At 58.9% G+C, this 25,767-nt stretch carries 18 protein-coding genes; 9 read left to right on the top strand and 9 right to left on the bottom strand.

Annotated elements, in window-relative coordinates:
- Positions 1 to 1,135: 1,135 nt before the first annotated feature.
- Both Q3C01_RS08265 and Q3C01_RS08270 read right to left on the bottom strand, forming a co-directional pair.
- The gene (locus tag Q3C01_RS08265) at positions 1,136 to 2,161 is read right to left on the bottom strand and encodes a PDR/VanB family oxidoreductase (RefSeq protein ID WP_458144829.1); all 1,026 of its coding nucleotides are present in this window, start codon (positions 2,159 to 2,161) and stop codon (positions 1,136 to 1,138) included.
- A gap of 10 nt (positions 2,162 to 2,171) precedes the next feature.
- Positions 2,172 to 3,245 (bottom strand): aromatic ring-hydroxylating dioxygenase subunit alpha, encoded by a 1,074-nt coding sequence (locus Q3C01_RS08270; RefSeq protein ID WP_458144830.1) that lies wholly within the window; start codon positions 3,243 to 3,245, stop codon positions 2,172 to 2,174.
- A gap of 168 nt (positions 3,246 to 3,413) precedes the next feature.
- Between Q3C01_RS08270 and Q3C01_RS08275 the strand changes: the two genes are divergently transcribed.
- Positions 3,414 to 4,379, top strand: a complete 966-nt coding sequence (locus Q3C01_RS08275) for a LysR family transcriptional regulator (protein WP_458144831.1) — start codon at positions 3,414 to 3,416, stop codon at positions 4,377 to 4,379.
- A gap of 221 nt (positions 4,380 to 4,600) precedes the next feature.
- On the opposite strand, the gene Q3C01_RS08280 is transcribed toward Q3C01_RS08275, so the two are convergent.
- A protein-coding gene (locus Q3C01_RS08280) for an IS3 family transposase (RefSeq protein ID WP_458144832.1) occupies positions 4,601 to 5,826 on the bottom strand; the annotation gives its coding sequence in 2 pieces (ribosomal slippage) (positions 4,601 to 5,490 and positions 5,490 to 5,826; 1,227 coding nt in all).
- A gap of 328 nt (positions 5,827 to 6,154) precedes the next feature.
- On the opposite strand from Q3C01_RS08280, the gene Q3C01_RS08285 reads away from it, so the two are divergent.
- Positions 6,155 to 6,730 (top strand): Mpo1-like protein, encoded by a 576-nt coding sequence (locus tag Q3C01_RS08285; protein ID WP_458144833.1) that lies wholly within the window; start codon positions 6,155 to 6,157, stop codon positions 6,728 to 6,730.
- Between the two features lie 429 nt (positions 6,731 to 7,159).
- Here Q3C01_RS08285 and Q3C01_RS08290 read toward each other — a convergent pair whose 3' ends face one another.
- The 3 genes from Q3C01_RS08290 to Q3C01_RS08300 form a co-directional block, all read right to left on the bottom strand.
- Positions 7,160 to 7,480 (bottom strand): DUF736 domain-containing protein, encoded by a 321-nt coding sequence (locus Q3C01_RS08290; RefSeq protein WP_458144834.1) that lies wholly within the window; start codon positions 7,478 to 7,480, stop codon positions 7,160 to 7,162.
- A 550-nt stretch (positions 7,481 to 8,030) separates the two neighbouring features.
- A complete protein-coding gene (locus Q3C01_RS08295; RefSeq protein WP_458144835.1) occupies positions 8,031 to 8,381 on the bottom strand; it encodes a hypothetical protein in 351 nt (116 codons plus the stop codon).
- Positions 8,382 to 10,461: 2,080 nt separating this feature from the next.
- Complete coding sequence (locus Q3C01_RS08300; RefSeq protein ID WP_458144836.1) at positions 10,462 to 10,647, bottom strand: hypothetical protein; 186 nt, start codon at positions 10,645 to 10,647, stop codon at positions 10,462 to 10,464.
- 206 nt (positions 10,648 to 10,853) lie between these two features.
- On the opposite strand from Q3C01_RS08300, the gene Q3C01_RS08305 reads away from it, so the two are divergent.
- The gene (locus Q3C01_RS08305) at positions 10,854 to 11,153 is read left to right on the top strand and encodes a hypothetical protein (protein ID WP_458144837.1); all 300 of its coding nucleotides are present in this window, start codon (positions 10,854 to 10,856) and stop codon (positions 11,151 to 11,153) included.
- Between the two features lie 306 nt (positions 11,154 to 11,459).
- On the opposite strand, the gene Q3C01_RS08310 is transcribed toward Q3C01_RS08305, so the two are convergent.
- Positions 11,460 to 12,398 carry a DUF2493 domain-containing protein gene (locus Q3C01_RS08310; protein WP_458144838.1) on the bottom strand — a complete coding sequence of 313 codons (939 nt, stop codon included), beginning with the start codon at positions 12,396 to 12,398 and terminating at the stop codon, positions 11,460 to 11,462.
- A 570-nt stretch (positions 12,399 to 12,968) separates the two neighbouring features.
- On the opposite strand from Q3C01_RS08310, the gene Q3C01_RS08315 reads away from it, so the two are divergent.
- Together Q3C01_RS08315 and Q3C01_RS08320 are read left to right on the top strand one after the other, a co-directional pair.
- On the top strand, positions 12,969 to 14,798 hold the full coding sequence (locus Q3C01_RS08315) for an alpha,alpha-trehalose-phosphate synthase (UDP-forming) (protein WP_458144839.1): 1,830 nt from the start codon (positions 12,969 to 12,971) through the stop codon (positions 14,796 to 14,798).
- Between the two features lie 1,588 nt (positions 14,799 to 16,386).
- Positions 16,387 to 18,345 (top strand): glycoside hydrolase family 127 protein, encoded by a 1,959-nt coding sequence (locus Q3C01_RS08320; protein ID WP_458144840.1) that lies wholly within the window; start codon positions 16,387 to 16,389, stop codon positions 18,343 to 18,345.
- Between the two features lie 457 nt (positions 18,346 to 18,802).
- Here Q3C01_RS08320 and Q3C01_RS08325 read toward each other — a convergent pair whose 3' ends face one another.
- Both Q3C01_RS08325 and Q3C01_RS08330 read right to left on the bottom strand, forming a co-directional pair.
- Positions 18,803 to 20,044, bottom strand: coding sequence for an O-antigen ligase family protein (locus tag Q3C01_RS08325; protein WP_458144841.1), 1,242 nt, complete (start codon positions 20,042 to 20,044; stop codon positions 18,803 to 18,805).
- Between the two features lie 905 nt (positions 20,045 to 20,949).
- The gene (locus Q3C01_RS08330) at positions 20,950 to 21,576 is read right to left on the bottom strand and encodes a TetR/AcrR family transcriptional regulator (RefSeq protein WP_458144842.1); all 627 of its coding nucleotides are present in this window, start codon (positions 21,574 to 21,576) and stop codon (positions 20,950 to 20,952) included.
- 109 nt (positions 21,577 to 21,685) lie between these two features.
- On the opposite strand from Q3C01_RS08330, the gene Q3C01_RS08335 reads away from it, so the two are divergent.
- From Q3C01_RS08335 to rfbA, 4 genes are all read left to right on the top strand, one after another.
- Positions 21,686 to 22,126, top strand: a complete 441-nt coding sequence (locus Q3C01_RS08335) for a VOC family protein (protein WP_458144843.1) — start codon at positions 21,686 to 21,688, stop codon at positions 22,124 to 22,126.
- Between the two features lie 817 nt (positions 22,127 to 22,943).
- Entirely contained in the window at positions 22,944 to 23,987 is a 1,044-nt protein-coding gene (gene rfbB / locus Q3C01_RS08340; RefSeq protein ID WP_458144844.1) for a dTDP-glucose 4,6-dehydratase, read from the top strand.
- Positions 23,988 to 23,994: 7 nt separating this feature from the next.
- Positions 23,995 to 24,888 carry a dTDP-4-dehydrorhamnose reductase gene (gene rfbD, locus Q3C01_RS08345; RefSeq protein ID WP_458144845.1) on the top strand — a complete coding sequence of 298 codons (894 nt, stop codon included), beginning with the start codon at positions 23,995 to 23,997 and terminating at the stop codon, positions 24,886 to 24,888.
- On the top strand, positions 24,885 to 25,757 hold the full coding sequence (rfbA, locus tag Q3C01_RS08350) for a glucose-1-phosphate thymidylyltransferase RfbA (protein WP_458144846.1): 873 nt from the start codon (positions 24,885 to 24,887) through the stop codon (positions 25,755 to 25,757). The genes rfbD and rfbA overlap by 4 nt, the downstream gene beginning before the upstream one ends.
- Positions 25,758 to 25,767: the final 10 nt, after the last annotated feature.

The raw sequence follows: 25,767 nt of genomic DNA on the forward strand, positions 1-25,767 counted from the left end.
GAAGGCCGAAGACGATCGGCGACGCACCCGCTCGGGCCGGAGCGTACGCGGAGGACGCTGACGGGGAGACTTTCTTGTCTCGCGAGGAATGGGCGTAGCCCAGGGGAAGAAAGTCTCAACCGGCGGCGTTGCGGCTCAGACGATCGAGGCGCAGCCGGTCTTCGGCCAGATCAAGCCAACGAGGCGAGGTGCGTCCGAGCGCTGAACACAGACTGAAGTGGGAAAAAGACGTGGCAGACGTTGCTTTGCATCACAAGAAGGCCGCAGGTTTCGGCGCAGAGAAAGAAAGAGCGTGGAGGAAAGCGCGACATTGTTGCTAAGGAAAGCCCGCCACCGAGCCTCTCCCGTTGGCCGTTCATGGACGATCGAGTGGCGATATCGGTCTGACCTAACGCTACGATAGGCCGCCTGTCTCGAAGAGGCCTTCAACCCATCGCTATGCCGAGGCGAAAAGCACCCAAAGCGTAGGACCAAGCACTATTCCTCACGCGCCGAGCCATCAAAGCTGGCGGATTTCGGCCCGCCGCGTCCGTTCGTCGAATTGCGGTGGGGCGCCTTCATTCGGCGCGAAGAGGCGGTTGGTCAGCTGATCGCCATTAAACCGTGCTCGAGTATCGGTAGGTGGCGAGCTCGGCGCGGGGTATTGAAGCGGAGCACAAGGGGCGATCGAGGCCAATCACCAAGTCGCTGTCAAGTAGCTGTGATTCCGAGCAGCGCAGTCGCCATGGCGCCCATCTGAAAGCTTCCGCCCTGCGCAGCCGGACGGGTCGGCATGGTCGAGGACGGGTAAGGGGTAGCTATCGTATTGCGCGATTTGGGGCATTTCATACCCCAAATCGTGCATAAAATTTCAGTCTTCGCCAAACCTCCTCGGCCCCATAGTCACGAGGACCGAAGTTAGGTGGACTGACTGGGTTGCGACCACTGACCGCAACTGGCGATCACCTTTGTTCTTTCTGCGCGTGTTCTTTCTGCGCGGCAGACCGGACGCAAGGCAACCGAACAGATTGTGGTTCCCGGCCGCAATCCTTGCGCTTGGCTGAGACAATTTCTTTGGGTTGAAAGATAATCCCATTCTTCATCGGCATTGCGAGATTGGGCGCGATATTCGAGGTGCGAGATTTGCGCGGCGGTTTTACGGGGCGCCTGCATCCCACACCACGCCGGGGTCGGGGTCACGACGCAGGATCCGCGCTCGATCAGGCGTATCGATGGTTAAATTACCGCCCGCCGCGCGCGACACGCAAGTACAGAGCTTGCTGTTCGCCGCCCGCTCTTCACTGCTGAAGAACACGTCACGATGATCGACCTCGGCAGACGCCTCCATGATCGGCAGCACGCAAAGGCCGCATTCTCCCCGCCGGCAACCGAAGATCATGTCGACGCCGGCATCTTCAAGCGCCTCCAGCATGGAGCGGTTGGCTGGGACGTCGATTTCCAGACCCAACCTGGGAATCCTGATCTTGAACGGCGCGTCCGCAATGTTGCCGGCATTGCCGAACGTCTCATAGCGGAGATGCGGCGCTGGCCTGCCCGCCTCACGCCACAAGCGCTTGGCGGCGTCCAACATGCCGAACGGGCCACACACATAGAGCTCGCCGCGCGGATCCAGCTGCGCGATCGCGCCGGCGATATCGATGCGCTGTCCTTCTTCACTGACGACGAGCTGGAGCCGTTCGCCGATGTAGCGGGCAAGCTCGTCCGCGAACGCCAGGTCCCAGCGGCTGCGCGCGGCATAGAGCAGGCGAAATTTCGCGTCCGCTTGCTTCAGCGCCAGCGCCATTGTGTAGATCGGCGTGATGCCGATGCCGCCGGCCAGCAGCAAATAGTCCGGCCGGCCGTAGCTCAGTTCGAAGCCGTTTTGCGGCTCGCTGATCGTGAGCCGTTCGCCTGCCTTGAGGCGCCACATGCCGACAGACCCGCCACGGCTGGCAGCGAGCCGCTTGACGGCGATGCGATAGAGCCCGTCCGCACAAGGTCCCACCAGGGAATAGCTACGCAGCTGCGGTCGCCCGTCGATCGGCACGACGATATCGATGTGACTGCCAGGTGTTGCCTTGATCAACGGCCGATCCGGCTCGATCTCGAAAAGACGGACGTCGGGCGTAAGATCGCGCGTGGCGCAAAGGCGTGCACTGATCCGTTCCATCGGCTTGGCCATGATTTTTCGCTCACTCGGCCGCAACGTCTTCGATCACGCCGTCCTGTTCGCCGGCCATCATCCGGTCGATCAGCCGCCGTGCCCAGAGCGCGCCCGCATCGATGTTGAGATCGTAGAAGGGCGAACGCGGGTTCTTGTCGATGGCGGCCTGCTGCGCCTCCAAGATCCTGTGATCCTGATCGTAGACGCCCGCCCCGCCATTGACGTGGGCGAGCTGGAGCTCTTTCGTCAGTTCCACATCATCCTTCCGATAATTTCGGACGAAGTTCCAGAAATAGTGGCAGGTCGTCTCGGTTTCGGGCGTGATCGCCGCCAAGAACGCGCCGTTGACGCCGTGCGAGCGATCGCCTTGCGGCGCGCCCGTATTTGTCAGCGCCACGCCGACGTCGCCGACCACGACCGACGGTGCCTGGAACGTTACAATCTGCCAACGGTCGACACGGCCCGGCTGTCCAAGCTGCCGGCCCCAGAACGGGGGCGGCTCGATGTCGATCATCCAGCGCGTCATCGTCGCCGTGTTGTCGGTGTGGGTCACATCGAAGGGCGCAGCCGTAATCGCCTCGTCACCGATGCTGCCGGCGTGCACGTAGGTCTCGTGCGTGAGGTCCATCAGGTTGTCGACCACCAGGCGATAGTCGCATTTCAACCGATAGAACGTGCCACCCTCGCCAACCCATTGTGTGCCACCATTCCAGTGAAAATCCGGAATTTTGTCGGGGTCTGCCAGCGCTGGATCGCCGGGCCATAGCCAGACCAGGCGATGTCGCTCGGCGACCGGATAGGCGCGCACGCAGGCTGACGGATTGATGGTCTTCTGTGCAGGCATGTAGGAACAGCGGCCGGCCGAATTGAAGACCAGCCCGTGATAGCCGCACATGACATCGTCACCCTTGAGATGTCCGAGCGACAACGGGAGCAGCCGGTGCCAGCAGGCGTCCTCCAGCGCTGTGATGGCGCCATCCGTGCGGCGGTAAAGCACGACGTTCTTGCCGCAGATGGTGCGGGCGGAAAGCTCGCGGGCGATCTCATGACACCACGCAGCCGCGTACCAGGCATTGAGCGGAAAGGGTTTGGGTACATTCATGGGCCAGCTATCTCCATGGTTCGGTCGATGGTCGCGGGCTTGCCCTCTTAAGTCCCACTTTCGAGCAGATTGCGTTGGCAATAGTTGTCGGACAATCGGACAGAGTTGATATTCCTTATCTACTCTTTCGATATCGCATCGGGTTTCCGCCGGGAGAGTCTTGAGGAGATGGCAAAAGATTGGGATCCATTCGCGATTGATTTTGCCGCGATCCGTACCTTGCGCCTGGTATCGGAACTGGGTTCGTTCTCGAAGGCCGCCGAGGCGCTCGGCACCAATCAATCGACGATCAGCTACACCATGGATCGGCTACGCGCGGCGTTCCGCGACAAGCTGTTCGTGCGCCAGCGCGGCGGCATCGCGCCAACGCCCCGATGCATCGAGATCGTCGAATGTGCCAGCCGCCTGCTCGAAGATTTTGAAGGCCTAATGCAGCCGACGGATTTCGATCCCGCAAGCGCGTCCGGGCGGGTGACAATCGCCTGCAACTATTACGAACGCTCGATCATTTTGCCGCGTACCATCGCCGAGATTAGGCGCCGGGCGCCGCGCCTGGTGCTGGAGATCAAGACGGCGCGCGCCAAAGGTATCGCGTATCTCAAACGCGGCGAAGCCGATCTTCTCGTCGGCCCATACGACGTGCATGAGGACAGCTTCTATCATCGTCATCTGCTGGATGACCACTATGTGTGCGTCATGCACCGCAACCATCTGCTCGCCGCTAGGCGGCTCCGTATCGACGACTATGTCAAGGCGAGCCACGCCGTCGTCACCTATGGCGGAACCTGGCGATCAGGTTATCTCAGAGGACTCGACGAACGCGGCCTCTCGCTCAACCAGGTGGTCACAGTGCCGAGCATTTCCGATCTCACCCATATTCTCCCCGGCACAGATCTGATTTCGACGGTGCCAAGCCGCATCGCTTCGAACATCGCCAAATCCGTCGTGGCCACGTCGTGTCCTTTCCCGGAGCCGTTTCAAGTCGGGATGACCTGGACGTCCCGGACGCATCATTCCGCCGCCCACCGGTGGCTGCGGCAACTGATGGCCCGAATTGCCGGCGCTCTGCCGTACAATGCCCCTCCAGCCGCGCCGTCCGGGCCCAGCCGCAGCGGTGCCAATGCAAGAGCTTGAATTGCCTGCCCGCGGGCACATGGGTCTCTCCGCTCCCTTCGCATTTGGCACCGACCTTGTCTCCTCTATTCTGACTAAGCCGCCGACTTGCCCACGGCCTGCACGACCAAGTCAGTCCCGGCAGTCCGTCAGACCAGGCGGCTTCGCAAGTTCCAATCGGACGCGTTCTGTTCGTCCCGCCGCGGATTGAAACGAGAGAAACCGACGTGGAGTTGACCCCGTTAGACCGGACACTCGGCTGGTTTGAGTGATGCAATGTACTCCCGCGGCGAGCGGTAGCCCAGCCGGGAATGCGGGTGTTCTGAGTTGTAATCCTCCATCCAGTTGTCGATCCGCAGCAGCGCGGTGCGAGCGTCGGGGATCGGGTTCACACGAACATAGTCGCGCTTGAAGGTCTTCACGAACGCCTCGGCCATGCCGTTGCTCTCGGGGCTTTCGACCGGCGTGAAGCAAGGCTCGAGGTTCAGGGCCGCGGCAATCTCAAGAGTGCGATAGGCAGCGAAGATGGAGCCATTGTCGGTCAGCCATTGCACCTTGCGTGGAGCGCGCATGTCGCCAAACCGCTGCTCGACACAGTGGACCATCATGTCCCGGATCATCTCGCCGGAGATCCCAGCCGTTGTGGCCACCCAGCTGATGACCTCGCGGTCATGGCTGTCCAGGGCAAAGGCAACCCGCACGATCTCGCCGTTCCAGCAGGTGAACTCCAGCGCGTCCGAACACCAACGCACGTTGGAGTGGCTTGTCATGATCGTTCCATCATGGGCCCGCGGGATGCGGCGCCCTGTATGCCGGGCCAGCAACAAGCCGCCCTTCTTCATCAGCCGGTAGACGCGCTTGGCGTTGACGGGATCGTGGCCGGCGGATCGCCGCGCGCGCTTGAGGAGCGCGGCGATCCGCCGGTATCCATAGCTCGGCCGGCTATCCACCAGGCGCCGGATATCAGACATGAGCTCCACATCCCCGGCGCGGATCTGGGGACCGCGCTTCGGACGCTTGCCGTCAACTCGCTCAACCAGGTTGGAGCGGGCCACCCCGAGGGTCTCTGCGATCCGTTTCACGGGGTATCCTCCGGCGCTTGCGATCGCGACAGCAAGGTCGGTTTTTTTACCCGCGCAAGGTCAAGAGCCTCCTTGAGGATCTCGACCTCCAGGGTCTTGCGGCCGAGCATGCGTTCGAGGTCTCGAACCCGTTGCTCCAGCCGCCGGACCTCGGATGCGGCGACCACATCCTCATCCGCCCGCACTGCTTCCTTGCCCCCTTCGCTCATCAGCCGCCTCCATCGGAAGACCAGGCTCGGGGAGAGCCCATGGCGACGGGCAACATAGCTGATCGACATGCCCGGTTGCAGCGTCTCGTTAACGACCAGGAGCTTCTGCTCCGTCGTGAACCGTCGCCGGCGGGCAACGCCGGTGATGACTTCCACCTTTGAAAACGTCTCGGACATAGGCGTATGCCTAGGACTAGGCCTAGCTCCTCCGGCTAACGCCGGTGTCCGGTCAAAACGGGGAGCAGTTCACGACGTTCCTCCCGTGCCTTACTGCCCGCTTCAAAGAACGTTGCTTCCATGCGGATCGAGCGGGCGCACTAAGCTTACTCCTTTCTTGCCCGGTCACCACGAAACGCGCGTGTGGCTTTCGCCGTCTTCGTCATCAAACATGTTCAGGCAATCGAGGGAGCGGGTTACACGAGTCTACCAAATATGATGTTTTTGTTAGATTTGACGTGAGGCTTTCCTGCGCTTAAGCACCGGACGTTTTCGACAGGGGGCCAACATGCGCTCGGCAAATGATAAATTGTATCGTGGCTGCGGAGACGACGAACAAATCGAGCGCGGCATGAACTCCTTTTTCCGTCGGCTGCTCGCGGATTACGTGGAGTATCATCGCGATCCCTGGAATTGCGCGATGCACGTCATCAGCATCCTGTTCTTATTCCTGGCTGCCAGTCTTCCGCTCAGTCTGTGGGCTATCACACTATTCGGGCTTCAGATCAGCGTGGCGACCATCGCGCTTGCACCTATGCTGATCCTTTGGCTCGTGCTCGACTTCGAGCTTGGCGCCGCGATTCTTGGCGCTGTGATCGCATTGCTTGTAGCCGCGGCCGTGATCCTCAACCATGTGACGACCCTCGGTATGTGGTCGCTCACTGCCGTCCTGACTGTGCTCGGCGTTGCATCGCTGGTCATAGGGCACTTGGTGTTTGAGCGCCGTCGACCGGCAGTGGTCGACAATCCTGCCCATCTGTTGGTCGGACCCATGTTTGTCATGGCGAAGTTGGTTGTCGCGCTCGGCTTTCGGCACGATCTCGGCGCCATCATCGGGAATCGCCGCGACCCGTCTTTCCGGTGACCATGCTTTTCTTGTTGCCGCCCCTCCGCGAGGCGCCATTGAAGATTTCGGCTATGCGCCCGTCGATCAAGGTGGGGACCGACCTCTAAAGCGCGATGAGTTTCGGATGAATCGTCATCGCGCTTTGGCGCATGATCTTTCCGGAAAACCGCCTCACACTTGTCAGGATCATGCTTGAGCTGCCTGACGGAGGAGTGAACACCTCGTTGACTCTAGTTTCTGGTGAGTTCCGCGCATGAATTCGATGGTACCGGAAGATCGAGACGCTCATCTCTGAAGATTCACTCGTCTCTCATCATCTTGGACGGCTAAGAGCGACGTCGTTGTCGTGATCCGCTGCAACATAATTCGCCCCTCTCACTTTCCGTCCGCTGGCGTCAAAGAACGCCCCGCCCGAGTAGATCGGGCGGGGCGTAGGCGGGGCGAGGCTTACTCGCCGGACTTGCGCGGCCGCGACCAGAGCAGCGTGTAGCCTTCGCCACCTTCGTCGTCGAACAGGTTGGCGTAGATCGGCGCGTTGAACGAGGGGTCATCGAGCTTGAGCGAGAGGTAGTCGCGACCTTCCTCAGAGCGCTTGGACCAGGCCGCCCCAATCTCTGCCCGGCCCACATAGACGCGGTGGCTGGGAGCGTTTTCGTTGGTGCGGTTGGCCTCGGCGACGATGCGGACGCCCCTGGCCTGCAGGCTCAGCGTGACGATCTCGCCCTGGAAATCGGAGCCGACCTTCTTGAAAGAACCGATGCTAGCCATTGTCACTTCTCCTTGGTTTGTTTCGAGCCCCGCGACCACCGCGGCCTCGATGGCGATCTGAAGGCCGAAGACGATCGGCGACGCACCCGCTCGGGCCGGAGCGTACGCGGAGGACGCTGACGGGGAGACTTTCTTGCCTCGCGAGGAATGGGCGTAGCCCAGGGGAAGAAAGTCTCAACCGACGGCGTTGCGGTCAGACGATCGAGGCGCAGCCGGTCTTCGGCCAGATCAAGCCAACGAGGCGAGGTGCGTCCGAGCGCTGAACACAGACTGAAGTGGGAAAAGACGTGGCAGACCTCGCTTTGCATCACAAGAAGGCCGCAGGTTTCGGCGCAGAGAAAGAAAGAGCGTGCGGGAAAAGGCGACATTGCCGCTAGGTAAAAAGCCGCAACCAAGCCCCTTCCACTGGCCCGTGACAGGGCCGAATGAGCCGGCACGTCCGATTGATCCTTTACGAAGTCCGCCCTCTCCCGAAGAGTTCCTCTAATGAGGCCTAGATACCTCCGACCGAGGAAGAGCAACCCAGACGAAGCTGGCCAGGAACGATTCCTCAGGCGTCGCGGACGAGAGAGCCGGTTGACGCAGAATTGGTCAACGTGCCCGGCGCCGCCTCTGGCTCGGTCAAGACAGTGATCTGCGTCCAGGCCTTCCCGGCGATGAAGATTGCGCCGACGCATGAGAAGACCTCACGCCAGAACGGCGAGGATACGCCGATCTGCGATAAGGCGAGCATCACATGGTATCCAGCAATTCCTGCCGGAATGGCAAAAACCGCGCCAATCATGCCGCGCAAGATGATCGGCCGCGCCATCGAATGGGCGAATTGACCAATAGCGAGCATCGAGGCGGCACTGATGATGGCGACAATGAACGCGCCAGTCACCCCGGCGCCGCGTTCCAATGCCATTGCCGCGGCGCTGACCGCAACAAAGAATGGGAGGGCATAGACTGCGAGAGCAAAGGTCAGCCAGAATAAGAGGCCGAGCCCAACGAGATTGAGGGCAAGTCCAAGGGCAAGCACGGTGGTGGTTCCCGCTCAAAAGATGTAGGGACTGCGCCTTCCACCACCACCACGGCGCGACTTATTGTATAGAACCAAAACGTGATCAAATCGCGGCGCAAACTCCCGCATCATATGGAGATGCAGTTTTGCAGCGATTCAGGTCTCAAGGACAATTCGACCGCTGCGTCCGATTTTTGTTGGAATCGACCAAAACGTCCCTTGCGAGCGGTCCTTCACACTTCCAATCTGGATCGCGTTAGCCCGATAGCTTTTGCGGAGTTAGGAACTCGTTTCACCCTCCGCAATTGGCGCTACTCGCAAAATGCGTCTGGCACGACATCAACATTTTGGCGAGCTCGAACGCTGGACAGAAATGAAAGGTCTCGTACGAATGGATCTTCGGCCCATCGACGATTGACCTGAGACCCAAGGCAGCTCTGCATTCACCTGCAGCGCCAGCTTGGCTGGCGTGTCAAACACGACAAGGTGGTTCAAACGGCCGAGCGACGATGGCAAGGCGCTGCTCGCCATTTGTTATTCTGCGAGCCGAACACGACAAAGCACTCGATCGAAATCGCGCTATGATCGTGCCTCGTTCTTGCGCCCGAGGGATGCCGGTCTCGCGACAGCGCCCTTGGGCTCCTTGGCGACGGTATCAAAGGCACAATGGCATCGCTGCGCAGATCAAAGACGAGATGGACTTGTCAGACCGCCAGTTGGACCCGACTCCAGATTCCTTCCGTCACTCATATCGTGTGATGAGCGAGGAGCGTGAGGGAGCCACATTCCTCAACTCAGTGTGGATGCCCCTCGCCTCGGCCGATGAACTCCAACACCGTCTCGGCCTTATTGATCTCATGTGAGATACGCTCCAGTACCCGGATGGTAGAGGCCCGCGTCGGGATGAGACCCGCTCTTTCGTACGCAAGCTCCAAATGGTGCATCACCTGTTCGTGGGTAGGAGCGGCCCGGCTCTGCAGCGCGCTGATTGTCAATGATGCGAGCATGTGCTCGACCACGCTTTTTTCGGCCCGGCTCAATACTGCTTGCCTCTCTGATCGTTCTCGACTTTTTGAGATCGATTATCGGCAAAAGTGTGTGCGTTCCGAACCATCGGCGCGCCAGTTGGCGCGTACGTTGTGGATCGGCAACGCGCATGATGCAGAGGATTTCGCCGAAGGCCCCGACATCCTCGGGCGACGAAGTGCCGCATCGGAAAGCAACTGGCAAAGATCAGGCCAAGGCATCCGTCCAAGGCGTTGGTCCAAAGCACCCGTCCAACGCATGCGTCTTGGCTCGAAGCCGAGTCGCTCGAGGATTCAGCCGCGACAGAGGAGAACGATCAGAAATCGTGACACGAATCCGAGTCTTGGTCGGTTCTGTACACGTCGCGCCCTTCTGCGTACTGGGCTAGCTTGTCGTATTCCTCGGCGACTTTCAGGAGCCTGTCTCTGGGTTTGCCAGGTTCGAGCTCATCCGCTTTGATTCGCGTGGCCTGCGCACGACGGCGCCAGAGGTGTGGATCGTAGATTGGTCTGTATGGTGACATGCAGATGAAGATGCATATCGCAGATCAAGAAAATGCGACGGCCGACCTCCGTATCAGTACGTAGGTTGCGATTCGTAGTGACCAGAACTCACCCCTCTTGAATGCCAGCGGCAACGAACGAGCACGCGTTCTCGCACGACTTGGCACTCGGCTTCCGCAACGTCATGATGGCGAGCGCGATGAGGTGATACGGGAGACAATATGTCGCGAGCACACGTGGCTGCACCGGCGGATCACCGGTAACAAACATCGGCGATGCCGCCTCGTCGCAATTGGCCCGCCTGTCAGAATCCGAAAGAACCGCTTTCGTGGTGCCGGCCAACAGCTTTGCCGACTACGCGCCCGAGTCAGATCCGACGATCAGGTCGGCCTGGCTTGCTCTCGCAAGCTCGCGGCCGCTGCTCGCCTTGGCCGGATGGTCGCAGCTGCCTATCCGTTTTCCCATTCGGCCCCGCAGAGCGCTCGCATCTCGGCATAGGCACGGCGGATCATCGCGAACTTGATCAGACGGTCCACGATTGCGCAGGCTGCAAGCGCAAATAGGCCGGCCAGACAATCGTTCGTCCAACTCCAGTAGACATTCGAGGCTATTACCGGGAAAAACGCGACCAGCATCGCGCCCTTGCGGATCCATCGCATTTCTTAGAAATCGCTAGCCCGAGCGCGCACCAAAAGCTGCCCATCCGACCAAATCAATAGCACAAGACGTCGCATAAGTTCTTGGCTCGCCTACATCGGCAGCTGCAGGAACTTAATGTAGAAGGCCGAGCGCGCGAGGAAAACATGCGCCGAGTTGGACTTCATGTCCGAGAAAACATTGGGTGGCGGCCGGCCAAAGATTCGCATTTGTCATAGCGGCGCCTTCTGGGTATGTGTTGCTTGGCCTGTGTTACTTTTCTGCAATGAGCGTTGAGATGGAAAACTGTGTAATTGTGCGTGCTTATGGAAGAGTACTGGATCAGTTGCGCGAGGAGGCTTCCCGCGTTTCGCGAGGATACAAGGCGGACTGGTCGATCGAGCGTGGTGACAAAGGGGTACGCTTCTGCTTCGAGAACGCCGAAGCGAAAAAGGCGTTTGCGTCCATCTGCGAAAACCTCGCTATTTCGTACACGGAAGCTTAGACAGGCGCTTCAAATCAAAGGCCGACTGGAAGATACCTGATAGATACCGCCGAGATGACTTGGCGCCCGCTATGCGCGCGCCAGCGCATTTCGGTACGACAACGACCGAAGGAGCGCACCTTCCGGGTCACTGTTCGCGTGAATCGTGGAACTCCAAGGAAGCGAACAGGGAAGCGGACAAGGAAGCGAACAAGGAACGAAGAGGAACGGGCCGCCGGCTCGGTGTCTCGATGCACCATCGAATCCTGCGACATCGATTCTTTCAACGTGCCGCGCCCTAGCTTTCAGCGTCAGTCAGAACGGCGCTCACGCGCCGTCCTTGCCAAACTTCCAGACCGGGATACCGAGCTTCTTCGCCTTGTCGGCGAGGTTGTCCTGGATGCCTGTGCCCGGAAAGTGCATGACTCCGATCGGCATGACGTCGAGCATCGCGTCGTTGCGCTTGAACGGTGCGGCCTTCGCATGTTTTGTCCAGTCCGGTTTGAAAGCAATCTGCGGCACCTTGCGATGGCTGGCCCATTTTGCAGCGATCAATTCGGCGCCTTTCGGTGAGCCGCCGTGCAGGAGAACCATATCGGGATGTTTTGCGTGGACCTTGTCGAGGCGATCCCAGACGAGCGAAACGTCGTTGAATTCGAGGCCACCGGTAAGTGCGACCTTTGGCCCAGCTGGGAGCAATATTTCGGTTTCGGCCCTACGCCTGGCAGCGAGAAAATCGCGGCTGTCGATCATCGCGGCGGTGAGGGTACGATGGTTGACGACTGACCCGGAGCGCGGCCGCCAAGGCGAACCGGTGTGGACTTCGAAGTGTTCGGCAGCCTGGTCGCGAAAGAGCTCCATGACGCTGCGGCGTTCGATGAGCGTAATGCCCTGGGCAATGAGCCGTTCGAGCTCGACGGATCGCACCTCCGAGCCATTCTGCTCGCGTTGGCTCTCCTGCTGCGCCTGCTCGTTGGCGTCGAGTTCGCGTTCAATGCGGTCCGCCGCGCGATGGAAGAGACTGACGGTCGACCAGAGCAAGTCCTTAAGGTCAGGTTCCAGGCGCGTGTCATTCAGCGTCGCGACGAGAGCATCGAAGATATCGGCGACGGCGCCGGTGATCATCTTGGTTTCGGGAAGCGGCCGTGGATCGGGCTCGTCCTGCAAGGGACGGAAACCGAAGAGCTGAAGTTCGGCGAGAACGTGATCGGTCGGGGACGAAGCATGGAGCGGCTCGAATTGAGGGTCGTCGTGGTCGGTGGCCATGGGTAAGGTCCTTTGCGGGATCGGCCGCGCCCATCGCGGCCTTCGTGGCGATCACCTGACGGCGGGCGGAACGGACCAGAACCCGAAGCAAAGCGGAGGGCCGAAGCAGAGCGGAGGATGGCAGAGGTACAGCTATTTTGATTCGCGATGCAAAGGCGCGGGAAACGCGCCGGCGGAAAATAGCTGTGCCTCTGCCATTGCCGGCCCGTACCGCTTGCCGTTCGATCGCCTTCTAGAAGGCAAGGGGCGCAGCTTTATCCGAAAGGGCGATCTCACAGGGACCGATCATCACGAGCATCGCAAGGCCATCCGCATTGAACGTCCTCGAAACGCCACCGGACGCATGAATCGCGCAAAGCCTTTCATCTTGGAGCCGATCTCACAGATCAGCTCTCGTAGAGGGCGCTCAGTTGATAGCGGCATCAACATGGTGCACGAAGCGCGAAGGTCGCGAAAGGACGCAATCTGACACTGACTATAAGACTTGTCAGATTCCAGAAAGCTGCACCCACTAATCGACAAAGTGAGAAAATAAGAAGTCCGCAAGGCTGTATCGAACGGAGATACGGAATGGATCGAATTTCTGACACACTCAACGCGCCAGCGTCGATTCCAGGTGGGGCCATACATGCCACTCAGCAACATGAACCGATGGACGAGGCGGTCTTGGACCAGGACCTGAGCGGGCCATCACAGGGACGCGAGCCTCAAGGCGATACGGGTCCTGCCGGTCTCGATGTCTCGGTCCAGCCGGAGGTCAACCTCAATGCGGCAGCCCAGCAATCAGACATGAAGCTTGTCGTCTTGTCGAACCGCGTTTCGCCCTTCGACCCTACGAAACCCCGGGCCGGCGGGCTTGCCGCGGCCCTTGAGCCCGTCGTGGAACGTTCCGGCGCGATCTGGATGGGCTCCTCGGACGAGCGCAGCGATGGGACTGAGCGGCCCCTGCGCCTCGCGAAGATTGGCGAAGGCTATGTGGCGAGGCTGGATCTGCCGGCCGAGCCCTATCGTGGCTATTATCGAGGCTTTTCGAATTCGATGCTATGGCCGGTGCTCCACTCCCTCGCCGACCGCATCTCGGGTTCGGAAGGTGACTACGAAAGCTATCGCGCGATCAACGACCAATTCGCGCACGCGGCGTTCGACTTGCGCGATCGGGACGCATTCTGGGTGCATGATTATCATTTAATTCCGCTCGGGGCTGATCTGCATCGCCTCGGCGTCGAGCGGCCGACCGGCTTCTTCCTACATACGCCATGGCCGACGCCGGACATGATCGAACGGGTGCCCAACCATATTGAACTGTTGAAATCGATGCTGGAGTACAATCTGATCGGCTTTCAGACAAACCGGGACGTGAACAACTTCCTTGCCTGTCTGAAGTCACATCTCGGGCTCGAGAGCAAGGATGGCGTTGTGCGCTCGGAGCACGGCCAATCGCGATGTCAAAAGTTTCCAATCAGTATCGATCCGAGGCAGTTCGCAGAAAATCTTGCTGCAGAGCTTCCTGCCGAGGAGGAAGAAAAAATCTCATCTTTGCTGGAGGAGCTCAAGGGCCCCAAGCTTGCGATCGGCGTCGACCGGCTCGAGTATACCAAGGGTATCGACAAGAAGGTCGAAGCTTTCAATCAGGTGTTTGCGGCCGATCCAGGCAGCATCTCGCTCTTGCAGATCGCGCCCCTCTCACGCGCCGATATCGAAGCGTATCAGGAGTATGGGGAAGATGTTAAGAACGCGATTGATCGGGTCAATGCTGAGCATGGCACCGACAAGTGGAAGCCGATCCACTACGAAAACGTTCCTTTCAGCCAGGCCGCACTCGCGCGTCTTTACCGTACCGCGCACATTGGGGTCGTGACGCCGCTGGCTGACGGCATGAATCTGGTGGCGAAAGAATATGTTGCCGCACAGGATCCGAACGATCCCGGCGTTCTGATTTTATCGAAGTTTGCCGGTGCGGCTGAAGATTTCAATGAGGATGAAGCACTGCTGGTAGATCCGAACCGCCCGGAAGAGATCGCAGCCGCGATATTCAAGGCGGCCGAGATGCCGCGCGATGAGCGTATCAAGCGCTGGCGGTCGATGATGGACAAACTTGAAGCCTATACAATCCACGATTGGGCGGCGGACTACCTTGAGAAGCTGGACAACAGCCGGGTCACCCTGCCGGCCGATCACTTCCAACATCTCGGCCTAGGCTGGACCAACGAGAGCCAAATGCCTCTGTTCGCGAACTATTCCGAGGCGGCGGCCACCTACACGGAGGCGGATCCCGCCGATGTCGCGTTGAAGGAGGCCGCCTATGCCAATTTGGAGACGGCCTTTGACGCGTTAGCCGGCCCGCTTGCGCACACGCAGGATAGACTTTTTGTGCTGCCGACGAATGGTGCAAACCAATGAGAAGCGCGTTCGAACGATCGATCGAGCAATAGGATCGTCCTTCGTCAAAACTGAAATCCCTCAGCACGACAGCTGCATTTTTGCCTGAGATGGGCTTTGCCATCGATGCGTGGAATGGCGCTGACGTCCGCCGCCAAAATGGGAGGAGTTACAAGCGCCAGCAATAGGATCACAAAAGCGCGATGTGTCATTCTGCGGCCAATGACGAGACTGTCGCCTGGGACCAGGCGTGCGCCCGGAGCGCATCGCCTCACTGAAAATGGCACCCGCAGGAGCGTGAGCATAGCGACGCCGCAGGCGGCACGCGGGACCGAGTGCCGCGAGGAGACCGGTTAAAAGGGCACCCGGGACAGGGGCAGTGAAAAGCGACGCCGGCATGCTTCATGGCGGCGGGCCCCTTTCCCGAGTGCCCCCGGCGAGGAGCTCAGTATATCTTACGCGAGGGATTGCTACCCGAAAGGGCCGAGACCCAAGGCTCGGTGACCGCAGCGAGTAAAGCCCGGGCCGCCATCGGCGGACGCTCCCACAAGCTAGACGCCACTGCACATTTCTTACAAGGCGGCGATTTTGTAAGAGAAACTCTACAAATATCTTACAGACGCTCCGCCCTCGAACAATCCCAGGCGTACCGAAGCATCCAGTCGCGGCATCGTTGAAACCCGCGCACTGCGCAGACTTATGAGCTGGACACCCCTTCGGACACACCGGGATCAGGCGGTGTCCAACAGACGTACCTGGTCGCATCGTCTGTGCTTCCAGCGATTGGCTTATTGCGACAGATCTCGAAGGCTTGACAAGCCAGCATTAGCCGACGTGAGCATCGACCGGAGGGCACCTGCGCAACGCTAACCATTGGCTTTGAGGCTCACCAGCGGCAGCGCGGTCACTCGTGGAGCCCGGATTCAACCGGTCTCGACTGCGATCGGAGGAATGAGCAGGCGGCGTCCTGAGGAGTGAATCGGAGCTGCAAGGCCGAGCGCAATTCACCGAGATCGAACGTTCGCAGATCCTCGTTGAAGTCTGAAAGCCGACGCGAACGCAATCGCCCCGACGGCTCGACCTCAGCATGACCAGTCCGCGAGCAACCGCTCTCGACTGCAGCCAGAACTACGAAGCGCGGGGCCCCGCCGGAACCGAAACATCGGCAACGCAAAAGCGAAAATCGATCCGGGGCCGAAGGTGGCGCGCGGAATCCGCGTTGCCCCCCGATCAAGTGATGGACACCGACCACGGATGAACGATCTGCGCCTGTTCCCGGCACAGAAATTGCTGTCTTGATAGCGTGCTGGTCTACGCGATGTAAGGAAATCGACAATGTCGTTCGTATCGAGCGTCAAACAATGTCGCATTCTATTTGAAAACGGTGGGTTCGGTCTCCGCCCTGGGGTCAGGTTCGGGTTGCACTGCCAAAGGAACGCTTCATTCGCTGGTCACGCTCGGATTTGGACGAACGCGAAAGACGGATGAGCTGACCACAATAGGCAGGACGTGCTCGGGCTGCCCAGCCGCACCCCGCGATCTCGACAATAAGATATGGCGCAGGCTTTCGTGAAGTATGGGCCCGTGCACCCGACACGAAGGAGACCAGATGACTCAGCCGACGGTTACGGACGTAAATCTCCATGACTTACAGATCACGGATGCGGTCATTGGAAAATGCCAGCAACTGGTGAGGGAGGTGACGATTCCTTATCAGTGGGAGGCGCTGAACGATCGTATTCCCGAACTTCCACCGAGCCATGCGATAGAAAACTTCCGGATCGCGGCCAACCAAGCCAAGGGCGAATTCTACGGCACGGTTTTTCAGGACAGTGATGTGGCGAAATGGCTGGAAGCGGTCGCCTGGTCGCTATGCCAAACGCCCAATCCAGAACTGGAGAAAACCGCTGATGACCTGATTGAATTGATTGCGGCCGCCCAGTGCGGCGACGGCTATCTCAACACTTATTTCACGGTAAAGGCGCCCGGACAGCGCTGGAGCAACTTAAGCGAATGCCACGAGCTTTACTGCGCCGGCCACTTGATTGAAGCGGCCATCGCCTTCTTTCGGGCCACTGGCAAACGGCGCCTGCTGGAAGTCGTTTGCACGTTAGCTGACCGCATCGCCGTGGTTTTTGGCCCGGAGGGCCATCAGATACAAGGCTATGATGGCCATCCGGAAATCGAACTTGCATTGACGCGCCTCTACGAAGTGACGGAGGAGCGCCGATATCTCACACTCGCGAACTATTTCGTGGAGCAACGCGGCACTGAGCCGCACTTCTATGACATAGAATATGAGAAGCGATCCGGTCACCGCCAATCACACGGCACGCCCCGGGTGGTCAAGGATAAGGCCTATAGCCAGGCGCACCTGCCCGTCTCGGAGCAGCGGACGGCAACAGGTCACGCGGTTCGGTTTGTCTACCTCATGACCGGGGTTGCCCATCTGGCGCGTTTGCTTCAGAGCGAGCAGCTACGCCAGGCTTGCCTGCGGCTATGGCAAAACATGGTGCAGCGACAACTCTACATTACTGGCGGTATCGGCTCGCAAGGCGCTGGCGAAGCATTCAGCAGCGACTACGATCTGCCGAACGATACTGCGTACGCGGAGAGCTGCGCCTCGATCGGGCTGATGATGTTCGCCCGCCGGATGCTGGAGATGGAGGCGGATAGTCGCTATGCCGACGTGATGGAGCGCGCGCTTTATAACATCGTTCTGGGCAGCATCGCGTTGGATGGACGCCATTTTTTCTATGTCAATCCGCTTGAAGTTCATCCCAAATCGCTGCGCGCCAATCGCATCTACAGTCATGTCACACCGGTACGACAGCCCTGGTTCGCCTGCGCCTGCTGTCCGCCGAACATCGCGCGCCTTTTCACATCGATCGGCCACTACATCTATACGTCACGCTCCGACGCGCTCTATGTCAATCTCTACGTTGGCAACAGCGTGGCGCTTCCGATCGGAGAGCATACGCTGCGCCTGCGCATGAGCGGGAACTATCCCTGGGAGGACCAGGTGGAGATCGCCGTGGAATCCGAGCAGCCAATCACCCATACCCTGGCCTTGCGCCTGCCGGAATGGTGCGGCGCGCCAAAGGCCAGGCTCAACGGCGAACCGCTCAATTGCGAGTCGCGCAAAGGCTATCTGCACATCAAGCGCACGTGGCGGCAAGGCGATCGCGTCGAATTGATGCTGCCCATGAAGGCACGCCGCGTATACGGTCATCCGCAACTTCGCCACCTCGCCGGCAAAGTGGCTATTCAGCGCGGTCCTCTGGTTTATTGTCTGGAAGAAGCCGACAACGGGCCGGAGCTACACAATGTTTGGCTCGATGCAGACAGCCGGTTTTCGCTTGTTGAAGGCAGGGGCCTCTTTGCCGGCAAGATTTTGCTGCAGGCCGAGGGGTTCCGCTTGCAGCACGCGCTCGCTGAAGATGCACCGCTTTATCACTACGACAAAGTGCCAGGCCAGCGCCAATCGCAGCGGTTGACATTCATTCCGTGGTTCAGCTGGGCCAACCGTGGCGAAGGCGAAATGCGAATCTGGATCAATGAGTGGTAACCGGGGCCATCAGCGGCAGCTGTTTGAAGCAAACCTGGTCGCAGCAGAGAGCATCGGTTGAGCGCCGGCATGGGCTGGCCGGCCGCAAACAGGGCAGCAGGCCTTTTCAAGAGGCGACGGCTAGGCCGATGTTTTAGCTCGGCTTTCGGACTTTTAGCGATTCCAATCCCATCGACCTTCAAGACCTCGTTGGAAGTGGTCAGCCTTTCAGAGGCTGACCGCCGTCAGCATGGCCAGTAAGGAGATCGCATTCCGCGGGCCTTGATTGCAACCGGGCGTACGAAGCGCGCAACACCCTGCAGAGCCAACTGGCACTGCAGGGCTGAGCGGAATTGAAAGATGGCCATCTTGACGAGCGTTCCGCCAAACCATTTTTTAAATGAACGGGTCCGTGCCGGAGCGTCCTCGAAATTGTAAAGATTCCCTGCACGTCGCGCGGATGCGGATCGCTCTTGCCTTACTTAACATCCCGCGAACCAGGCGCGATGGCGGACTCCAGAGGGGCCGGCTTACGACCCTGAACCCGCAACAGTTCTCCGCCTGCAATTCCAACCACCAATACGTAGAGCCAGCCTTCGTACGCGTCCATCAGGTGCGAATTGAACATCGAGCTTGCAATATTCTGCACTGTCGCAAGCATTCCGATCCAGGCAACCAGGGCCCTGCTGCGGAACAGCCGTACGTGCGCTATCCACATTGCCCAGACAGCGAGGATCCCGACGCTGCCCCATTGCACCGCGGCCGCAAGCGTCTGATTGTGAGGATTACTCACAACGAGCGCCGATATTCCAGTTCGCCCAGCCGATTCTTGCTCGAAAAGACGTCGGATCGAACCAGTCCCATGACCCAGGACAGGTGCGCTTTCAATGAATTGAAACGACTTGCGCCAAAATTCAAGCCTTTCAGCTGCTGAAGGCTCTTTCTCTCCAATCTGGGCATCCGGCTGGAATGCAGCCACTTCTATGAAAATTGCAGAGACTTTTCGTTGGAGATTGGGGGATGTCTGCCACAACGCCCCGCATAAGATGCAGACTCCGATGAATCCCGCCAACGCAGTTCTTTGGCTTGCGTAACGTATTGTCAGGAGGACCAACATGATCGGTAAATAGAAGAACGCCGTTCGGGCGACATTGATAAAGGCAAGGTTAGCAAAGAATAGAAAGCTGACCACGGCCAGCGCAGCAACCAAATAATACTTCTGCCGAGAGGCGGCCTCGAATGCAACGCCGGCCAAAGCCACGGCAACAAGCGAAAACCCTTGGCTTTGGTCAATGTAATTTCTCACGGGAACGCCGAAGCCACCGACTCTTTGAACAATCGCCAGTTCCGGCATTACCGATGCAACGAACGAGTAGACCAGCAGAATCATGTTCGAGCCCACGAAGGCTGCGAACATCCATTTGGCGCGCGGACTGGATTGGAAATGGAACAACAGGAGCGGGAGCAGCAGCAGCTTGGCCATTTTTCCGAGAGCATTCAGCCGCTCCGGCCAAGGTACTCCGCCTGCCCAGGTCACCCCTGTCGCCGCTAGCAATACGAGCGCGAGCGGCAGAGCGCCGGCGGGATGACTGACAACGGTGAGAATCCGCTCGGTGCGAATCGTTGTCAAAATGGCAAAAAAGAGCACTACTCCAAGTATGCTGGTTAGGCTCGTCGACCAAGGTAGTCCGGCCACAAGCGCAAGCGCGATGATGTCCACATTCCGGAGTCTCAGACTGTCCGCACGGACTACCTCTGGGCCGCTCCAGGTTGTGCAGGCGAGCGACGCCTCTGTCACAAATCGCCGAGAATAAAGGAGAACAGCTGACACCATCTGCATATTGAGTATCCCATTGCGACCGCCTGCGCTCGCGCTGAGGCTTATGAAGCGGATCGCTCGCGACGTCGTAATCGTGTCGATGCGTTTCTTTCGGAAGGACTTGCGAAAGAGGCGGTTGAAATTGCTAACCCCGCCAAATTCCGGCTAGATGTTCCACAGTTTCCCGAGCAGGAAGCTCAGAAAAGCGAAGCTCTTTCTGTGTCGATTACGTGCGGTAAGATGAGCCAGAGAGATTTCGTGATGGCAATTCCACGACGAGCTGATCTTCGTTGTTCTTGCCAGCCCTGTTGTCGGGCCCGAGCCAGCGCGATGCCAGCCAAACGGTGAAGCCCTTTTCCAAGAGCGAGCAGGTGGCTTCATTCTTGGGTCATGATTCTTGGGTCATGAACGTCGACGCCTCCAGCTGCCAGCTCCCGCCAATCGCTCAACGGGATTGTTCTCGATCGGCGCAGCGAGGCCACACGCTAGATTAGGAATCCCGGCGAGGCACATAGCAGTGGAATAAACTCACCGCGCGTCCCATTTGGGATGGCATCTATCTTCTCGCGGAGTACTAAGCTCCAGTTAGGCCGTGTACCTACAATGGCGTGACACTGCAATGTCTGCGCCAGTCCGTTAGCGGGCGACTTCACGTCAGCGATGCAATACGTTTCGAAGGGCCAGAACCGGAGGTAAGCCAGGGGCTTTTGCCGCCACCCATCATTTTCGAAACAGGTTCAGTTCGTTTTTAACGATGTGCTGCCGTACGTGATCTATGCGACGGCGGCCCGCTCTCCCGATTTGAGTCAATCGCCCTCTTCGACCAATACATCGTCAGGAGATCCTTCGCTAGGCCAGCAGCGCGTTGCCATTTCCCACACGCTTTCTAGCTCGGGGCGTGTGGCTCCCCCGGCGGCTTGCACCGCCACTCCCTGATTGACGGTCCAGACAAAGCGGGCGAGTTGCGTCGGATCAAAGGCCGGCGGCAGATCACCTTCACGCGCGGCGCGTTCAAAACGCTCGCGAATTGCGGTTTCCGCGCCGTGCCGGTACTGCATCAGAACTGTTCGCGCCGAATCCGCGTCCGGCCCAGACGCGAGCGCTCCCTGGACGAGCAGGCAGCCGTCGGGCCGCCTTGGGCGCGTGGCTTGGATGATCGCGGCTCGGATGAGGGATGCAAAAACGCGCCGCGCCGTCGGTTCTTCCAGAGCCGCCCGGAACAGCTCGCCATACTTCTCATCGTAGCGCTCGACGGCCTTGCGAAAGAGCTCGTCCTTGTTACCGAACGCCGCATACAGACTCGGAACGCCGATTCCCATCGCTTCGATCAGCATGCCGATGGATGAGCCTTCGTATCCGTGTCGCCAAAAGACCTCGACTGCTGCGTCCAGAGCTGCTTTTACATCGAACGTTCGGGGTCTACCTAACCGCACAACTCAAATCCTGATTTCTAGAACGATCATAATATTAGTCCTCTTGACTCTCTCACGCAACCATCGATATATATAATGATCGTTATATAACATCATAGGGAGCTGCAACATGGCCGAACATCGCCCATCCCCTCTCCTCCGCAACGTCGGAACCGTGTTTGTGCCAGTTGCGGACCAGGACCGCGCACTATCCTTCTATAATGATGCATTGGGCTTCGAGACGCGATTAGACTTCGAGTATGACAATGGGCTGCGTTGGATTGAGATAGCTCCTCCGGGCAGCGCACACAGGATCGCTTTGGTTCCAAGAACCGAAGGCTCGGCGCGTGCTGGACCCCATACCTATTGCGCCCTTGAGGCGGACAACGCTGAAGACATTCACCAGGCACTCAAGTCACGGGGCGTGACGGTCTCTGAAATAGCCCGTGAGGGCTCCGAGCGCACGGGACTGTTTGGGGACAACGTGATCGTCAGAAATCCCATGCCTCCGCAATTCTATTTGCAAGATCCGGACGGCAATCGCTTTCTGGTCGTTCAGGCCCGAGGGTGATGAGCGCCAAAAAAACACACTCGAAAACACCACTTGGATTAGCGAATCGCAACGGGGCCTTCGGCGTCCTTAAAGCGCGATGAGATTAGGAAGAATCGTCATCGCGCTTTAGGTTGTTGTTTGAGCCTGATCTGGAAAGCCACTTCACACTTTTCCGGATCAAGCTCTAGGCCGCAGTTTAATCTAATCGATGGCCCAACGGGATCACGTCGCTGCACGCGCCCGCAGGGCACCGGGCCGAGCCAGAGTGTTGCCTATGATCGCGCGCTGGTGATTCAAACTCCCAACTGGGGCTCGAATCGTCCGCTATGAACTCGCCGATTTTGAATGGGCTGCCACAACGCCGAACCTCGGCACCCCTCGGGCAACAATCGGGCCTTCCATGGGCAGGCGCCCCGCTCGGCAAACTTGACGCCGTTCAAGATCGTGGCGCGTTTGGGCTGCACTTACATAGCGTAGAGCTTGGGCCACGCAAACTTGCACACTTCACCGCGGCTGGAGACCTTCTTCCGATAGGCCGAACAGCCGGCCTTCGGTGAACGCTGGGCGCGATCATGCCGAACTCGCCTATCCCAAATGGGACTGGCGCTCCCTTGAAGCTTCCCGCATGGGTACAGAAATCGAGACTGGCGGCCTGGATATGCAAGCTAATCGACGAACTATCCACTTAGTTGCGCTCGTGCCATCGCTCGAGATGATCCCGCATTCGAGGTTGATTGCAGGATGCCGTGGAGCGATTCCCGTTGTCAAAAGACAAGGGCAGCCAAGACGAGCTGCCGTAACGCCGCCTTTCAGCTACCAAAGCTTGAGCAATTGAATGCGCATTCTCGTATCGGGCGGCGCCGGCTTTATCGGGTCGGCGGTTAGCCGTCATTTCGTTTTAGAGCTCGGCCACGAAGTGGTCGTGGTGGACAAGCTGACCTATGCGGGGAATTTGGCGTCGTTGGCACCCATTGCCAACGATCCGCGCTATCATTTTGAGCAGCAGGACATCTGCGACGTAGAGGCCGTCGACGCCCTGTTCGCGAAATATCGCCCCGATGGCGTGGTTCACTTGGCCGCTGAGAGCCACGTTGATCGGTCGATTTCCGGATCTGACGTCTTCGTGCAGACCAATGTGGTCGGAACCTTCGCCTTGCTGGAAGCTGCCCGGCGGTACTTCTTATCCCAAAACCTGCCGGACTTTCGTTTTGTCCACGTATCGACTGACGAGGTCTATGGTTCGCTCGGAGAGCGCGGACTATCCACTGAAGCTACGCCGTACGATCCAAGCTCTCCGTACTCTGCAACCAAGGCCGCATCGGATCATCTCGCGAAGGCCTGGCATCGCACGTATGGCTTGCCGGTGATTGTTTCCAATTGCTCGAACAATTACGGCCCTTATCACTTCCCGGAAAAGCTCATCCCGTTGATGATCCTCAATGCCCTGAATCGCCAGCCGCTTCCCGTATACGGGACTGGCTCGAATGTTCGCGATTGGCTCCATGTTGAAGACCATGCGCGCGCGCTGGGCCTCATCTTGAAGGGCGGACGCGAAGGCGAGACGTACAACATTGGCGGGAGAAATGAACGCCGGAACATCGATGTGGTGCGCCAGGTTTGCTCGTGGATGGACCTGTTGCGGCCATCTGATTGGTCACATCACGATCTCATCCAATTCGTGCCGGACCGGCCGGGTCACGACCGCCGCTACGCTATCGACGCCTCAAAACTCGAAAACGAGCTGGGTTGGCGGGCCCAAGAAACGTTTGAATCCGGACTCGCCAAGACCGTCCGTTGGTACCTGTCAAACCAGGATTGGTGGCAGCCTCTCAGAGAGAAGATATATGCCGGCGAGCGCCTCGGTCTTGTAAGGGAATGAGTGCAGCGTGCGCCTCTACGTGATCGGGACGCAGGGACAAGTATCAAGGTCCCTCAGAGAGTTGGCTCCGTTCGTGAGTGACTTGGATATCGGCTTTGCGGCCCGGCCCGAGCTCGATCTCACGCGGCCGCAATCCGTGGCCAATGCAATTATGTCGTTCAAGCCGGATATCGTGATCAATCCAGCTGCCTACACCGCTGTCGATCAGGCGGAGACGGAATCCGATCTAGCCTATGCCATAAATCGCGACGCGGCCGGCGAGGTCGCGAAAGCGGCAAACGCGATTGGTTCGCTTATCATTCATCTCTCCACCGATTACGTTTTCGACGGAAAAAAGCCGGATCCTTACGTAGAGACGGACCAACCTAATCCGCAAGGCGTTTATGGACGCTCCAAATTGGAGGGCGAACTTGCTGTCGCCGCCGCCAACCCCCGCCACGTGATCTTGAGGACGTCTTGGGTTTATGCGCCGTTCGGGCACAATTTCGTTCGCACCATGCTGAAGGTCGGCGCGGAACGAGACTGCGTTCGCGTGGTGGACGATCAACGGGGCTGTCCGACCTATGCCCCCGACATCGCCGCTTCGATCGTCTCGATGGCCAGACGGTTGAGACCTTGGCAGCAGCAATATAGCGGGATTACCCACCTCGCCGGGTTGGAAGCTATGACGTGGCATGAATTTGCCCGTCTGACTTTCAGCGAAAGCGTGAAACGAGCGGGCCCCTCCGCCGCGGTCGAAACCATTTCGTCGGCCGAATATCCGACCGCGGCTGTACGGCCGGCCAATTCACAGCTGTCGACCGAAAGGTTGCGCTCACTCTTCGAGATCAGCTTGCCACCGACACCATCATCCATCTCGGCCTGCTTGGATCGCATTTCGCATGAGGAGAAAGGACTATGAAGGGGATCATTCTTGCCGGTGGCAACGGTACACGCCTTTATCCAATGACGGCAGTGACATCCAAGCAGCTTCTGCCGGTCTACGACAAGCCCATGATCTACTACCCCCTCACAACCCTGATGCTCGCAGGTATTCGAGACATTTTGATCATTGCGACGCCCCACGATCTACCGTTGTTCCAGTCCCTTCTTGGAGATGGCGCTCAATGGGGGATGTCACTGTCGTACATGCCACAGCCAAAGCCTGAGGGGCTGGCGCAAGCCTTTATTATTGGTGCAACGTTCGTGGAAGGGCACAATTCAGCGCTTATCCTGGGCGATAACATTTTCTTTGGACATGGCCTTCCTGCGCTGCTTGCGAACGCACGTGCTCGCACAAACGGCGCTACGGTGTTCGCTTATCAGGTTTCAGATCCTGAGCGTTACGGCGTCATCACCTTTAATGAGAGCGGAAAGGCTGATTCTCTTGAGGAAAAGCCAAGACAGCCAAAATCCAACTTTGCCGTAACGGGACTTTATTTTTACGACCCGCAGGTTGTCCATCTGGCAGCCGGTGTACGCCCGTCAGCGAGAGGCGAACTGGAGATCACCGATCTGAACAGGGCTTACCTCGATCGGGAGCAGCTTGCCGTCGAGCGCATGAGCCGCGGCTTCACGTGGCTTGACGCCGGAACGCCCGACAGCCTGCTCACGGCCGCAGAGTTTGTTTCCGTGCTCGAGCGACGTCAGGGATTCAGAATTGCGTGCCCGGAGGAGATTGCCTTCGGACAGGGGTTCATTGATCGCGAGCAGTTGATGCGGCTTGCCGGAACATTGGGCAAAGGTGACTACGCGCGATACATCGTTGGCGTTGCCGACGGCCACAGCTGACATTGGAACA

The organism is Bradyrhizobium sp. UFLA05-109 (genome assembly GCF_054185165.1).

Bases quoted from the DNA above. Each gene is read 5' to 3' on its own strand.
- Q3C01_RS08285 (WP_458144833.1), top strand. From the start codon at position 6,155: ATGCGCTCGGCAAATGATAAATTGTATCGTGGCTGCGGAGACGACGAA.
- Q3C01_RS08265 (WP_458144829.1), bottom strand. From the start codon at position 2,161: ATGGCCAAGCCGATGGAACGGATCAGTGCACGCCTTTGCGCCACGCGC.
- Q3C01_RS08275 (WP_458144831.1), top strand. From the start codon at position 3,414: ATGGCAAAAGATTGGGATCCATTCGCGATTGATTTTGCCGCGATCCGT.
- Q3C01_RS08310 (WP_458144838.1), bottom strand. From the start codon at position 12,398: ATGGCCACCGACCACGACGACCCTCAATTCGAGCCGCTCCATGCTTCG.
- Q3C01_RS08320 (WP_458144840.1), top strand. From the start codon at position 16,387: ATGACTCAGCCGACGGTTACGGACGTAAATCTCCATGACTTACAGATC.
- Q3C01_RS08315 (WP_458144839.1), top strand. From the start codon at position 12,969: ATGGATCGAATTTCTGACACACTCAACGCGCCAGCGTCGATTCCAGGT.
- Q3C01_RS08290 (WP_458144834.1), bottom strand. From the start codon at position 7,480: ATGGCTAGCATCGGTTCTTTCAAGAAGGTCGGCTCCGATTTCCAGGGC.
- Q3C01_RS08335 (WP_458144843.1), top strand. From the start codon at position 21,686: ATGGCCGAACATCGCCCATCCCCTCTCCTCCGCAACGTCGGAACCGTG.
- Q3C01_RS08270 (WP_458144830.1), bottom strand. From the start codon at position 3,245: ATGAATGTACCCAAACCCTTTCCGCTCAATGCCTGGTACGCGGCTGCG.
- Q3C01_RS08300 (WP_458144836.1), bottom strand. From the start codon at position 10,647: ATGCTGGTCGCGTTTTTCCCGGTAATAGCCTCGAATGTCTACTGGAGT.
- rfbA (WP_458144846.1), top strand. From the start codon at position 24,885: ATGAAGGGGATCATTCTTGCCGGTGGCAACGGTACACGCCTTTATCCA.
- rfbB (WP_458144844.1), top strand. From the start codon at position 22,944: ATGCGCATTCTCGTATCGGGCGGCGCCGGCTTTATCGGGTCGGCGGTT.